The organism is Flavivirga jejuensis, from assembly GCF_030540765.1.
Lineage (GTDB): Bacteria > Bacteroidota > Bacteroidia > Flavobacteriales > Flavobacteriaceae > Flavivirga > Flavivirga jejuensis.
Window position 1 is genome coordinate 108,493 of the sequence record NZ_JAUOEL010000004.1, and the last position, 12,841, is coordinate 121,333.

The following is a 12,841-nucleotide window of genomic DNA, read 5'->3' on the forward strand; positions in this document are numbered from 1 at the left end:
CGAAAGGTACGAAAAATATTATATATTATTTACTAGCCAATTTTTAAACTCATGAAAATTCTGAGGAGCAACACCATGTCCCACAGGAAATTCAGAGTATTGATGTTTAATATTGAGACTATTTAAGAAAGGAGCTGTTTGTCTTGCCCAGTCAACGGGAATAACTTGATCCACACTTCCGTGGGAACAATAAAAATTAAGATGCGAGTAGTCTTTAGCGTCTTCTAGAGGAATAATATCTTTATACACATAACCACTTAAAGCTATAATATTTTTAACTTTTTCAGGGTACGTTAAAGCGACAGCATAACTTAAAATACTCCCTTGACTAAATCCTAAAAGTGAGACATTGTTTTTATTTACAGGGTAAGCCTCAATAACCTCGTCAATAAACTTAGAGATCAGGTCGCGAGATGCTTCAGCTTGCTCATTATCGTTCCATTTACCTTTGCCTGCATCAAAATTAATGGCATACCAGGCATTTCCATAGGGTTGCATAGGGTAAGGTGCTTTAACCGAAATAATAAAGAGCTCTTCTGGTAATTCGCTGGCAAATGAAAATAAATCGTTTTCATCACTACCGTAACCATGTAGCATAATTAACAACGGTGCATTTTCTGTTAAAGTAGATTTACGAACTATATGATGTAAAGAAAGTGTATTGTTTGTCATTTATTAGTTTAAAATGTAGTTAAAACTATGTGTTTCGTTTTCAGCTTCTAGAAACTTTTAGCATGAATTTCACGAATTCAGTTTTACCATGATTATTATTTTATGCTTCGGTATTTTACAAAGCAAATCTATAGACTTTCAGGAGTGATTTACTTACCCAGATTTACAAATATTTTTTGATATAAATTACCCACAAGTGGAACGGTTTGGGCTTTTCGCCCTACAGCATTCATAAAACCATAAATAAAGAGTACACAAAAAAACATATAAAATCCTAAAGAGATAGTCCAACTATCAAAACTTCCAATAATATATCCAAGAGCAAAAAAAGTAAGCCATAAGCCTAAAGCTTGTCTTATATGAAAACTAGCAAATTCATTTTTATTTTCATTATTTAAAAAAAAGGCAATAATGGTCCCAAATATAGTTAGATAGCTAATTATAGCATTTTGTCTTCCTGCTTCAATATCTTTCTCAGTCATACTTTATTGATTTAATGAAATTTTGTTGTTAGAGATGATTCCATAAACATTCCCTTTTAAAGTTTCACCTTCAAAAATGGTATTTTTCGATTTTGAAATAATGTCCTTTTTAGAAAACGAATATTCAGTGTCTGGATTAAAAAGCGTGATATTAATTTTATTACCAATATTAATAGGTGTCTGTTCTAAAGCAAACCGTGTTTTTCCTTTGGTTAAAATATCTATTGTTTTCTTAGTTGTGAATATAGTTTGTAAAGCTCCAAAGGCACTTTCTAACCCTATAGTTCCATACTCGGCATGATCAAATTCTACTTTTTTTTGTTCAATATCAATAGGATTATGATCGCTTGTAACCATATCGATTGTGCCATCTTTTACACCTTCAATTAGAGCTTGTGTATCTTCTTGAGTACGTAAGGGTGGTAATACTTTAAAATGTGTATTGAAGTCTGTTAATACGGTATCAGTAAAATATAAATTATGTATAGCAACACTACAGGAAACATCTAATTTTTTCTTTTTGGCTTCTCTTATAAGAGCCACAGATGTTGCTGTAGAAATGGTAGGGATATGTAATTTTCCGTTTGTATATTCTAGTAAAAATAGATCGCGTGTTACTTGTAGTTCTTCAGCCAGGGCAGGATTCCCTTTTAAACCAAGCGTGGTACTTGTTATGTTTTCATTCATAACACCGTTGCCAGAGATTTTATTTTCTTGCGGAAATGAATAAACTAATCCTCCAAAATTACTTGTATATTGCAAAGCAATTTTCATAAGATTGGGATTGGAAATAGGTTTTTTATAATCGTAAAAAGCCACCGCTCCAGCAGAATTCATATCATAAAGCTCTGCTAAATCTGCACCTTTACCACCTGTAGTAAGAGATCCAATAGGTAATAATGTAACGGCGTTGTTGTGTGACTTTGCGTTAATAAAAGTAATGTCAGAATTAGAATCTAAAACAGGGTTGGTATTTGCATTTAATGCCACAGCGGTAAAACCAGAAGCAGCAGCCGTTTTAAGTCCGTTTTTTATAGTTTCACGTTCTTCAAAACCAGGTTCTCCAAAACAGACACTGCTATCGAACCAACCTTGCGAAATATGCAGATTGTCTAACTTAATCTCTTGATAATTATTTGTGTTTTTAATGCTAGTAGCAATCTTTGAAATCGTACCATTTTCAATTAATAAATCTTGAGTTGTGTTATGGAACTCGCTTTTTGGATCTATTATCGTGGCAGATTTTATAAGTACGTTCATTTATAGTATTTTAAGATGCCCATTTCAATAATTAATAACGCTAGCGCAAAAATAACAAACCATTTCCATAAGGCGTTAATTTTTGTATCACTTTTTAAGGTGTCAAAAATTTCGGTAATTGAATGACTAACCGTAATGTTTTTTGAAGGTGAAAGATTTCTATAGATTAAATGACTTTCATCTCTATTATAATTATAGCTAATATTTTTTATGCTTTCGTTTTTGTTTTTTATAGCATAAGTCGCTGCTATCGACGGATCTTTAGACGTATTTACAACTACTTTGTTATTGAAGTATTGCTGTCTTGGTATGATGTTAATATCGTTATTTACTAATGATAAGATATCATCTTGTTGTAATTGTGTATCGACATCAAAAGTGTTTTCCTGTCCAATAGTATAATATAAATTGGGCGTTTTGAGACTGTATTTTCCTATATTATAAAGCGTTGGAACTATCAATGGTGAGTTTGTGAAACTTGAATTCTCACTGTTTAAAGGCGCAGTAAAAATAAAAGCATTATTATTTTGATACAAAAAGGGTTTCCCATCCTCAAATTGTAAAGCGGCAGCACTGTTTGACGAAACATTATAAAAGCTTGTCACTTTAGGGTACTGAAAATTGCTTACTTGTTTTTCAAATACACCATTATTATACAAAGGGTGTGCATAATTAATAGTTGTAATCCGTTTTTCGGTTTGTAGTAAGTCGTTAAAATTAGAACCGTAATTGGTTAATAATTGATTATAGGATTGTTTATTTATATTTTTTGAAGGAATTACAATTAGTGTGCCTCCTTGTATCGTGAATTGCTTTAACGTTGCAACTAAGGCATTAGGAATAGCATCCAACTCATTTAAAATTATAAGATGCTGTTGGTCAATAATATTATAATCTAATTGGTTTTCTAAAGCTGCTGTGTAATTGAATTCGTTATTAGTATAAATACGTTTTAAGAAAGAATCATTTGTAGCATTTATAGAAAGGACATTCGCTTTTGATGCCTTGTTAATATTGAAATACAAGCTATTGTCAAACTGTAAATTAATATCGTCAATTATAATGGTTCCGTTAATAACTTCGTTTATAGGAATAGAAAATATGGTTTCGGCATTATTTTCAATAGCTACCGAAGTTTTAGCAATTAAATTATCATTATTGAATAGCGAAACAGGTAGATTTTCAATAGGGCTTCCACTGTTTTTTATAAGTACTTTTAACGCTATAGTTGTTGCTGTTCTTTTAGAAACATAAATACTATCAATACTAATGTTACTAGTGTTGATAGGTTGTAACTTTACTAAATGAAGCTTTGTAAGAGAGTCTGTTTCTAGGTTGAAACTTGATGCATCTTGCTGGAAATCGGAAATAAAAACCAGATTTTTTAAAGTGCTTTTTTGTTTGCTAAATACGGTTTTACTTTTTAATAAAGCAGCTTTAGATGTTAGCTTGGTAGATGTATACTGTAATTGCAGTAAATCATTTTTAATGGCTTTTATTGTTGTGTTTTTATACGTATTGTCGTTAGTAATTAATGAGATATTTTCATTTTCGGGGACATTACTAATAATATCTTGAACGGCACGTTTTAAAAGAGCTCCTTGACTTCCTTTGGCTTGTAAACTAAACGAATTATCTAAATAAATAACGGTTTCTTTTTTAGTTTTAAAGCTATCCGATTTAGACGTAAATGGCTGTGTAAATGCAAGAACAATGGCAGCAAGAAGGAGTAATCTTGTGCAAAGAATTAACCATTTTTTTATCTGCGAGCTTTTACGGGTCTGTATCGTAGCTTCTTTTAAAAATGCCACATTAGTAAAAGGAACTTTTTGAAATTTACGTAATTGAAATAAGTGAACAATTATGGGAATAAGCAGTAAAAATAAAGCGTAAAGAAGATCTGGATGTTTAAACTGCATTCATTTTTATATTTGTCAAAGCTACATATTTTTTTTCATTTTCAAGTTATTGAATGAAATGAAAAAAATATTATTAGCTTCCTTCTTATATTATTTTACAAATATATATCACAGAGGAAAAATAGAAAATAAAAATGAATATTTTAATACGTATTTTAGAAATTAACAAAAGAAAATATAATCTATAATAGGCATCATATTTAGAGCCTTCATATAATTTTTAATCTCTATTTGTGCTTCCTTATTAGCAACAGTAATGATACTTTGAGGATTATTGATTTCTTTTAAATAACCAAAAGGCTTTAATATTTTACCATAAATATCTCTTCCAATTTTATTTGGATTATCACAAATCCACTCAAAAGGAATGTCTTTTTTTATAAGGGTTTTAGCTACCGTTTTTCCTTTGTTTCCAGCTCCCCAAACTATAAGTGTTTTATTAGGACTACGATCTAACTCTAAAAAGTAATGCAGTTTTATATCTATAAAATGGTTCTCGGCATAATGCTCGTGTGTTCTTGAGGTTCGCGAACTATAATCTCTCCAATCATGAATAATATCATTACAAGGGATGCATTTATAATTATGCTTATAAAACCTAAAAGCCAAATCGTAATCTTCAGGATATCTATTTGGGTTAAAAGCATCACATGTTATTAGGTCGCTTCTGTGGATCATCCAACAGGGGGAAGGTATGACACATTCTTTATAAATTTCAGAATAATTACGCCCCATTTTGGTTAAGTTATTCAACCAAATCTCATAGTTTTTGTAGCCTTCTTTAATACCTTCTTTAGAAAAATAATTAACCAAGCCAATGGCTACATGTTGTTTGCCATATTTTAATAAATTAGTTACTAATACTTCTAATTTGTTAGCATGCATAACATCATCACTATCCATTCTTGTAATAAATTCACCTTTACTATGTTTAAAAGCGAATCGTAAAGCATCAATAATGCCATTTCCCGAGTTTTTTAAAAGGACTATTCTATGGTCATTTTCAGCAAATTCTTTAACGATATTAAAACTAGAATCTGATGAAGCATCATCAACGATGAGCAATTCCCAATTCGTATATGTTTGGTTTAATACAGAGACCAGGCAAGCTTTTATAAAAGCTTCTGTATTCTTAAAAGGGACAAGTATACTAACTAGAGGAGTTTGCATTGGGCGAATATAATTTAACTTTTTAACATAACCTTAAGAATAGAGCCCGTAACATAATGGTATTTTGTGCGTCAATTAAAAAAACAAACGTTAATTAGATGAATACTAAAACATTTGCCTCGTTATTTGCAGGTATTTTACTAGCCAGTTGTAGTTCTACAAAGAACACAAAAAATGATTTAGCAACAAGTTTACCTATATCCACATCAATAAACTTAGTAGGTATTGATAACGATAAAGCACCAGTAGTTATTAATCCTGGGAGATTTACGGTGGAAACTGTAACATATCGTTTACCAAAAGTTATACAAGGGACTTATTCTGTAAGTGACTTTGGGAAGTATGTTGATGATTTTAAGGCGATTGATTATGAAGGAAATGAGATGCAGGTGAATAAAGTAGATACTAATTCATGGTCTATTAGTAATGCAAAACAATTAGATAAAATTACTTATTTGGTTAATGATACTTACGATATTGAAGTTAATGGTGGTATAGGAAAAGATACGCCTTTTTCACCTTCAGGCACAAACCTGGAACCCAATAATTATGTATTAAATTTACATGGTTTTATTGGGTATTTTGATTCTTTAAAAAAGAACCAATACAAATTAGATATTACCGCTTCGGCAGATTTTATACGTACTTCGGCATTACAAAATGTAGGTTCTGCGACTAGTGAAGACGGGAAAAATATAACGACAAGTTATTTTGCTTCAAGGTACTTCGATATTACCGATAATCCTATGATGTACGGTAATTTAGATGTTGAAGAATTCGAAGTAGGGACTATTAAAATTGTATTAAGTGTATATTCTCCTAATAAAGTTCATTCGGCAAAATCTTTAAAAGAGACTGTATTTAAAATGATGCAAGCTCAAAAAACATATTTAGGTGATATAAATACAACATCGCGTTATGATATTTATCTGTACTTATCGGAAGGAAAAGAAGATTCTCCAAAAGGATTTGGGGCATTGGAACATCACACATCCACAGTAGTTGTATTACCAGAATCTATGCCAAAGGAAGCTTTAGCAGAGAGTATGACAGATGTCGTTTCTCATGAGTTTTTTCATATAGTAACGCCTTTAAGCGTACATTCTGAGGATGTGCATTATTTCGATTATAACAATCCTACTTTCTCAAAGCATTTATGGATGTATGAAGGTGTTACTGAATATTTTGCTACATTATTTCAAGTAAATCAAGGGCTTGTTAATGACACTGATTTTTATAATAAAATTATGAGTAAAATTCAAAGCTCTAAACGTTTGAATGACGCTATGAGTTTTACTATAATGAGTGAGAATGTTTTAAAAGCACCTTATAAGGATCAATATTTAAACGTATATCAAAAAGGAGCGTTAATAGGGATGTGTGTTGATATTTTAATGCGAGAAGCGAGCAATGGGAATAGAGGTATTTTATCTTTAATGAAAGAGTTATCGAATAAATATGGGAAAAATAAACCGTTTGAAGATGATAAACTTATTGATGAAATTGTAGCCATGACATATCCTTCTCTACGTGAATTTTTTAATACGCATGTTATTGGAGATTTACCAATAAATTATAATGAGTTTTTTGAAAAAGTTGGCTTAGAAGTTGGAGAAGGAAAGGTAGAAACTAATTATATATTAATGGATGGGGCTCCTATTGTGAGTGGAGATCCAGAAAAAGGAACCATATTTTTTACAGAGATGGTATTAAAGAATAGTTTTTGGGTAGAGCAAGGTGTACAAGCTAACGATGTTATTAAATCTGTTGATGGAGAGGCTTTAACAATGCAAAATGCTAATAGCATTTTACAAAAAGTCTTTATGTGGAAACCAGGTAAAGATATTGAAGTCGTATTAGACAGAAATGGTGAAGAGGTTCTTGTTAAAACAACTACTACGCAAGCTTATGCTACGGGTAAAGCTATTATAGAAAAGGCTAATGCTACAGAGGCACAAAAGACATTGCGTAATGCTTGGTTAAAAGGATAATTTTATAGTAACGATGAGGCGGTCTAAAAAGTGATGAACTTTGTCATCCTATGTTTGCAAAAAGTTAATGTCATTCAGAAAAGTTAATGTCATCCTATGTTTGTAAAAGGATTGAGATAAAAAAAATTATCAAGCGTATATAATGACGTAATAGGAGTGTCATTCAGAAGGAGGTACGACTGAAGAATCTTTAGAGATTAATTATAAAGATTCTTCGACTCCGACAATTGTCGGAATGCTCTGAATGATAAGTAGTTGATAGTCTTCTGAAGGACACTTTTTAGACAGCTTCATCGTTTTTTATGATGTTGCCCAAGAGACTAATACTAAAAACTTTAAGACCATTTTTTATGAAAATTTGGATCAGAAATTTTTAGAAGTTGAAGTAAAAGAATAAACAAAACAAATCCTAGAATCCTTCAAAAACCCCTAATCCAAAAAGTGCAAAATCATATTTAACAGGGTCGTTTGCATCTAATTCTCTTAAAGCAGTATCTAATTCTAATAAGGCTTTCGCATCATTTTGTTTACGTTGCAATAGCCCTAGTTTTCTGGCAACATTTCCAGAATGCACATCTAAAGGGCAAGATAACTTAGAAGGAGGGAGGCTTTTCCAAATACCAAAATCAACACCTGCGTTATCATTTCTAGCCATCCAACGTAAAAACATATTAATACGTTTTGCTGCCGAATTTTTTAAAGGATCACTTACGTGTTTTTGAGTTCTTTGTAAATGTTCAATTTCAAAAAAAGCCAACTTAAATTTAGAGATAGATACTTGTAGTGATTCCGTTTTTATATGTTTTGAAAAAACAGATTCTTGTCCATTATGATTTTTATAAATATGTTTTAAGGATTTTATAAACTGTATGCAATCATGACCATTAAAGGTTCTATGAACAAAAGGACTTAACTTTTCTAAATCAGTTTCTGAATGATTTAAAATAAAGTCATAAGGAGAATTGTCTAACAATTCCATTAAACGTTTTGCATTATTGATAATGCTTTTTCTATTGCCCCAAGCAATGGTAGCTGTTAAAAAACCTGAGATCTCAATATCTTCTTTTTTACTGAATTGATGCGGAATTTGAATGGGGTCACTTTCAATAAATTTAGGGTTGTTATATTGGATGACTTTAGCGTCTAGGAAATCTTTGAGGTCTTTTTTATTCAAAACAATATTTTTTTCAAAAGTAAGTATTCTTGTTGAGTGCTAATTTGTTTAATCAAAAAGAATTCCCTTTGGCTCTACCAAGGATAGTTGGTTTGAAGAAATTCTTTATTTTTAATTATTCTATATCATTATACGCAACCATATAGAAACATTAGCATCTAATTAATAAACCCATAATAATGAATGATTTTAAAATAGGTATTGTTGCGATCTTCTTAATTTCTTTAATAGGGTGTAGTAGTGAACAAAATTTAAATAATCCAACTGATGCTAATTCTATTTTTGGAAAATGGAAGCTAGTTGAAAAATATTTAAGCGCTGGTGGCCCACAATACAAGGTTGATGTAGAGAATGGGGCTGAGTATTCTTTTTCGAACAATGGTGATTTTGTATCCGATGATTTTTTTGGTTGTACAACAGGCGAATTTGAATTAGAGTCAAATACATTAAATTTAATGTATGATTGTGATAAGTTTCAAGATTATAATGGTCTTATTTCTTATAGCTTGAGTTTTGAATCAAACTTCTTGACTTTAATACCAACAACTATAATATGTGTTGAGGGTTGTAGTTATAAATTCAAAAAAATAAGCAATTAAGAATAAAATTAACAAATTAAAGAATTGCTAATTTCTTAGACTAAAATATTACCATCTACCATAGTGAGTTTTCTATCGGCTAAATTAGCCAATTCCTCATTATGAGTAACAATTACAAAGGTTTGTCCGAATTCATCACGTAATTTAAAAAAGAGACTGTGTAATGTCTCGGCAGATTCACTATCTAAATTACCAGAAGGTTCATCGGCGAAAATTAAATCGGGATTATTTATTAATGCTCTTGCAACGGCAACGCGTTGTTGTTCTCCACCAGATAATTCATTTGGTTTATGATCATACCGATGTGATAGACCTAAAAAATCTAAAAGCTCGATAGCACGTTTTTCTGCATCAACTTTTTTAGTGCCTTTTATAAAAGCAGGTAAGCATACATTTTCCAATGCCGTAAATTCTGGAAGTAATTGATGAAACTGAAATATAAAACCGATATGCTCGTTTCTAAACTTTGCTAAGCCTTTATCATTAAGAGTTTGGATGTTAACATCGTTTATATTTAACTCAAAATTTTCGTTAGAAGAAGCAGAATCTAAAGTTCCCAGTATTTGTAATAAGGTAGTTTTTCCAGCTCCAGAAGCTCCAACAATAGAGACAACCTCACTTTTTTTAATATGAATATCGACACCTTTTAATACGTGTAAATCATTGTAATACTTATGAATGTTTTTTGCTTTAATCATTTTTAAATAAATCTATTAAACCTCTAAATGGAATCATTCTTGTTTTTCAGTGAAAATACTACTTTAAGGATTTATGAGCAAAGATTAGCTATTTCTTTTATTAATGAAACTCTATTTTGAAAAGTCTGCAAGACGCATTCAAAATTGTAAGTTGAACTAATCCTACTTTTTTAATGGAATCTAGACTTAATACCTCGATTTTTGGGGCAATTATTATTATTATTATTATTATTATTGAATTCAGGGCTTGCCTTGAGTTTTAATACTTTTTATTTCTATTTTTTTAGATTATTGCAGTCTCTGATTTTACATTAGTTTTTTGATGATTTTTTTCAACGACTCCCATTTCTTTAAGCGTGTTCATAATTACTTTGTTGTTAAAAGTTGAAATTTGCTTAACTTTAAAAAATAATGAAAATAAGATTGCTTAAATAAAAAAATAATATGCCATATAAGAAGTTTGAAGAATATAATATTCAAGTAACGGATGATGTTAAGAATAGGTATGAAAATATTATTAAAGACTTAGGGGAAGATACTAAGCGTGACGGACTATTAAAGACTCCAGAGCGGGCAGCAAAAGCGATGCAGTTTTTAACACAGGGATACCATCAGGATCCTGTTGAAATACTAAAAAGCGCGATGTTTAAAGAGTCTTATAATGAAATGGTTATTGTAAAAGATATAGAATTGTATTCTCTTTGCGAGCACCATATTTTACCTTTTTTTGGAAAAGTTCACATTGCTTATATTCCAAACGGACAAATTGTCGGATTAAGTAAATTACCAAGAATTGTAGATGTTTTTGCAAGACGTTTACAGGTACAAGAGCGTTTAACAGAACAAATTTTAGATTGTATAAATGATACTTTAAAACCACAAGGTGTTGCTGTAGTGATAGAAGCATCCCATATGTGTATGATGATGCGTGGTGTACAAAAACAAAACTCTATTACGACCACCTCTGGGTTTAGAGGGCAATTTGAAAAAATTGAAACTAGAAATGAGTTTTTAAAGTTGATAGGGAAGTAGTTTTATTGTGGGGTTTGGTATGTTTCTTGCTTATCCTAATTGTATTAAATATTACTTAATGAATAAATATAAAAAACTATTAATTGGTATTGTTTTAGATGCTATTGGATATGTGTCTTTTCTAATTCCAGGAATTGGTGAGTTTTCAGATATAGTCTGGGCTCCAATGTCTGGTTGGTTAATGACCAAGCTTTACAAAGGAAAGCCTGGTAAAATTGCTGGTGTTATAACTTTTGTTGAGGAGGCATTACCTGGCTTAGATGTGGTACCAACTTTTACACTTATGTGGTTATATACATATGTTTTTAATAAGAAAGACAATGTTATAGATAAGGCTTAAAGAGGTACATTTATAGCTAATAGGGTACCTTTTTTAATTTCAGATTTAATTTTCAGATTACCTTGAAGTTTTGATACTCGAGATTTTATATTCAATAAACCTATACCGTCGCTTTCTTTATTGGAATTGAAGCCAATACCATCATCTGTAATATCTAAAAGCAATTTATTAGAATTTAAGGAGAAATTAATAGTAATGGTATTTGCTTTGGCATGTTTAATAACATTTTGAATGGACTCTTGAATAATTCTGTATAGATTCACTTTTATATAATCATTAATATCTTCCCAAAAGATGTTGCAGTTTTGGTTAATACTATAATTAAAACTATGTAGATTACTTTGATTACTAATATAACCTTCCAGAATAGTAATGAAATCCTTGTTAGTATCTAATTGTGTGTATTTTAATTCATGAGAAAGATCTCTTATTTCTAGTTCAATAGACTGTATTTCATTAATATAGAAAGTGTATTTATCTTTGTCTTTACCTTGATCTAACGATAAAAACTCTAATCCCAATCGAGCCCCTAAAAGTCTATTTAAAATCCCATCATGCAACTCTTCAGAAATATGATGACGTTCTAAAAGGCGGCCTTCCTCAACTTTGGCTTGTTGTCTTAGCATGAGTGTATAAATCTCTTCATTGGCTTTTTGTTGTTCACTCTCAAAACGTAAGATTTTGTTTTTAGTAATTTGGACTTTTATAATAAAAATTAGTGTAAAGATTAAAATAACGATAAGCCCAATAACAACAATTAAAATATTTTGAGTTGTTAAATGTTTTGTTTTATTAATATAAGTATCTGTTTCATATTGTTTTATGATAGATTTGTTTTTTGTTGCTCTTTCATTTTTTTGGATGCTATCCAACATAACATCTAAACTATTGTTTTGTGCATTTATGTTAAAAATAATAAGAAGCCATGCGATGAAAAATAAATATTTATTCAATGGATGTTGTGTTTATGTAGTATTCAAATATAAGATTTTTTCTACATTATAGAATAGGTAAGTCCCAAACTAATATTTTACCTATATTAAATATTCCATCAGGTTTCAATCGTGGCAGGTGATTAATATATCTTTTATTAGTTAGATTTGTTCCAGAGATAGAAACTTCCAAGTCATTTTTAAATAATTTAAAACGACCTCCAAAGACTCCATTTAATCTAAAAATTCTCCGACTCTTGGGTTGGGGTTTCCAATTAACCTCTCCTTTGTAGCTACGGTGTACCCACAAATATTGGAGAAGAAATAGCTATTTATAAATTTTTAAAGGCTCAAAAATAATCGTTAAGAACAGACCATAAGGCAAGCCCAGACCCTTCGTAAGAATAAAGAACAAAATTTCGAAACCCAGGAGCATAGCCTTGTATGCTGTGATGGGGCGACGCGAAATTTTGTTCTTGGTTCTTCTTAAGCGCAGCGCGAGAAGAAATTCCTTCGAAGGGGCGTCTTTTCTCCTGCCTGCCGTCTTTTAGGCAGGTTTGTTACTTTTCTTT

12 protein-coding genes are annotated in these 12,841 nt (G+C 30.8%); 4 read left to right on the forward strand and 8 right to left on the reverse strand.

What is annotated here, in order from left to right; all coding sequences use genetic code 11:
* Nucleotides 1–18: 18 nt before the first annotated feature.
* From Q4Q40_RS12120 to Q4Q40_RS12140, 5 genes are all read right to left on the reverse strand, one after another.
* Complete coding sequence (locus Q4Q40_RS12120; protein WP_303302091.1) at nucleotides 19–672, reverse strand: alpha/beta hydrolase; 654 nt, start codon at nucleotides 670–672, stop codon at nucleotides 19–21.
* 149 nt (nucleotides 673–821) lie between these two features.
* Entirely contained in the window at nucleotides 822–1,154 is a 333-nt protein-coding gene (locus Q4Q40_RS12125) for a hypothetical protein (protein WP_303302092.1), read from the reverse strand.
* Between the two features lie 3 nt (nucleotides 1,155–1,157).
* Nucleotides 1,158–2,414 (reverse strand): dihydroorotase, encoded by a 1,257-nt coding sequence (locus Q4Q40_RS12130; protein ID WP_303302093.1) that lies wholly within the window; start codon nucleotides 2,412–2,414, stop codon nucleotides 1,158–1,160.
* Nucleotides 2,411–4,333: a BatA domain-containing protein gene (locus Q4Q40_RS12135; RefSeq protein WP_303302094.1), complete on the reverse strand. Its 1,923-nt coding sequence runs from the start codon at nucleotides 4,331–4,333 to the stop codon at nucleotides 2,411–2,413. Before Q4Q40_RS12135 ends, Q4Q40_RS12130 begins: the two co-directional genes overlap by 4 nt.
* A gap of 162 nt (nucleotides 4,334–4,495) precedes the next feature.
* Nucleotides 4,496–5,503, reverse strand: coding sequence for a glycosyltransferase family 2 protein (locus Q4Q40_RS12140; RefSeq protein WP_303302095.1), 1,008 nt, complete (start codon nucleotides 5,501–5,503; stop codon nucleotides 4,496–4,498).
* Nucleotides 5,504–5,601: 98 nt separating this feature from the next.
* Here Q4Q40_RS12140 and Q4Q40_RS12145 point away from each other — a divergent pair, with 98 nt between their 5' ends.
* Nucleotides 5,602–7,494, forward strand: coding sequence for a M61 family metallopeptidase (locus Q4Q40_RS12145; RefSeq protein WP_303302096.1), 1,893 nt, complete (start codon nucleotides 5,602–5,604; stop codon nucleotides 7,492–7,494).
* A 409-nt stretch (nucleotides 7,495–7,903) separates the two neighbouring features.
* Here the strand turns inward: Q4Q40_RS12145 and Q4Q40_RS12150 are convergent, their stop codons facing one another.
* Nucleotides 7,904–8,668 carry a TIGR02757 family protein gene (locus Q4Q40_RS12150; RefSeq protein ID WP_303302098.1) on the reverse strand — a complete coding sequence of 255 codons (765 nt, stop codon included), beginning with the start codon at nucleotides 8,666–8,668 and terminating at the stop codon, nucleotides 7,904–7,906.
* Nucleotides 8,669–8,847: 179 nt separating this feature from the next.
* Between Q4Q40_RS12150 and Q4Q40_RS12155 the strand changes: the two genes are divergently transcribed.
* Nucleotides 8,848–9,267 (forward strand): hypothetical protein, encoded by a 420-nt coding sequence (locus Q4Q40_RS12155; RefSeq protein WP_303302099.1) that lies wholly within the window; start codon nucleotides 8,848–8,850, stop codon nucleotides 9,265–9,267.
* A 35-nt stretch (nucleotides 9,268–9,302) separates the two neighbouring features.
* Here Q4Q40_RS12155 and Q4Q40_RS12160 read toward each other — a convergent pair whose 3' ends face one another.
* Nucleotides 9,303–9,965, reverse strand: coding sequence for an ABC transporter ATP-binding protein (locus tag Q4Q40_RS12160; RefSeq protein ID WP_303302101.1), 663 nt, complete (start codon nucleotides 9,963–9,965; stop codon nucleotides 9,303–9,305).
* Between the two features lie 444 nt (nucleotides 9,966–10,409).
* Here Q4Q40_RS12160 and folE point away from each other — a divergent pair, with 444 nt between their 5' ends.
* The gene (folE, locus tag Q4Q40_RS12165; protein ID WP_303302102.1) at nucleotides 10,410–10,997 is read left to right on the forward strand and encodes a GTP cyclohydrolase I FolE; all 588 of its coding nucleotides are present in this window, start codon (nucleotides 10,410–10,412) and stop codon (nucleotides 10,995–10,997) included.
* Between the two features lie 58 nt (nucleotides 10,998–11,055).
* The gene (locus tag Q4Q40_RS12170; RefSeq protein WP_303302104.1) at nucleotides 11,056–11,337 is read left to right on the forward strand and encodes a hypothetical protein; all 282 of its coding nucleotides are present in this window, start codon (nucleotides 11,056–11,058) and stop codon (nucleotides 11,335–11,337) included.
* On the opposite strand, the gene Q4Q40_RS12175 is transcribed toward Q4Q40_RS12170, so the two are convergent.
* Nucleotides 11,334–12,290, reverse strand: a complete 957-nt coding sequence (locus Q4Q40_RS12175) for a sensor histidine kinase (protein WP_303302105.1) — start codon at nucleotides 12,288–12,290, stop codon at nucleotides 11,334–11,336. The two genes, Q4Q40_RS12170 and Q4Q40_RS12175, sit on opposite strands and share 4 nt — an antisense overlap.
* Nucleotides 12,291–12,841: the final 551 nt, after the last annotated feature.

Coding starts and splice junctions, on each gene's coding strand:
- Q4Q40_RS12160 (WP_303302101.1), bottom strand. CDS start 9,965: ATGATTAAAGCAAAAAACATTCATAAGTATTACAATGATTTACACGTA.
- Q4Q40_RS12155 (WP_303302099.1), top strand. CDS start 8,848: ATGAATGATTTTAAAATAGGTATTGTTGCGATCTTCTTAATTTCTTTA.
- Q4Q40_RS12135 (WP_303302094.1), bottom strand. CDS start 4,333: ATGCAGTTTAAACATCCAGATCTTCTTTACGCTTTATTTTTACTGCTT.
- Q4Q40_RS12140 (WP_303302095.1), bottom strand. CDS start 5,503: ATGCAAACTCCTCTAGTTAGTATACTTGTCCCTTTTAAGAATACAGAA.
- Q4Q40_RS12125 (WP_303302092.1), bottom strand. CDS start 1,154: ATGACTGAGAAAGATATTGAAGCAGGAAGACAAAATGCTATAATTAGC.
- Q4Q40_RS12145 (WP_303302096.1), top strand. CDS start 5,602: ATGAATACTAAAACATTTGCCTCGTTATTTGCAGGTATTTTACTAGCC.
- folE (WP_303302102.1), top strand. CDS start 10,410: ATGCCATATAAGAAGTTTGAAGAATATAATATTCAAGTAACGGATGAT.
- Q4Q40_RS12120 (WP_303302091.1), bottom strand. CDS start 672: ATGACAAACAATACACTTTCTTTACATCATATAGTTCGTAAATCTACT.
- Q4Q40_RS12170 (WP_303302104.1), top strand. CDS start 11,056: ATGAATAAATATAAAAAACTATTAATTGGTATTGTTTTAGATGCTATT.
- Q4Q40_RS12130 (WP_303302093.1), bottom strand. CDS start 2,414: ATGAACGTACTTATAAAATCTGCCACGATAATAGATCCAAAAAGCGAG.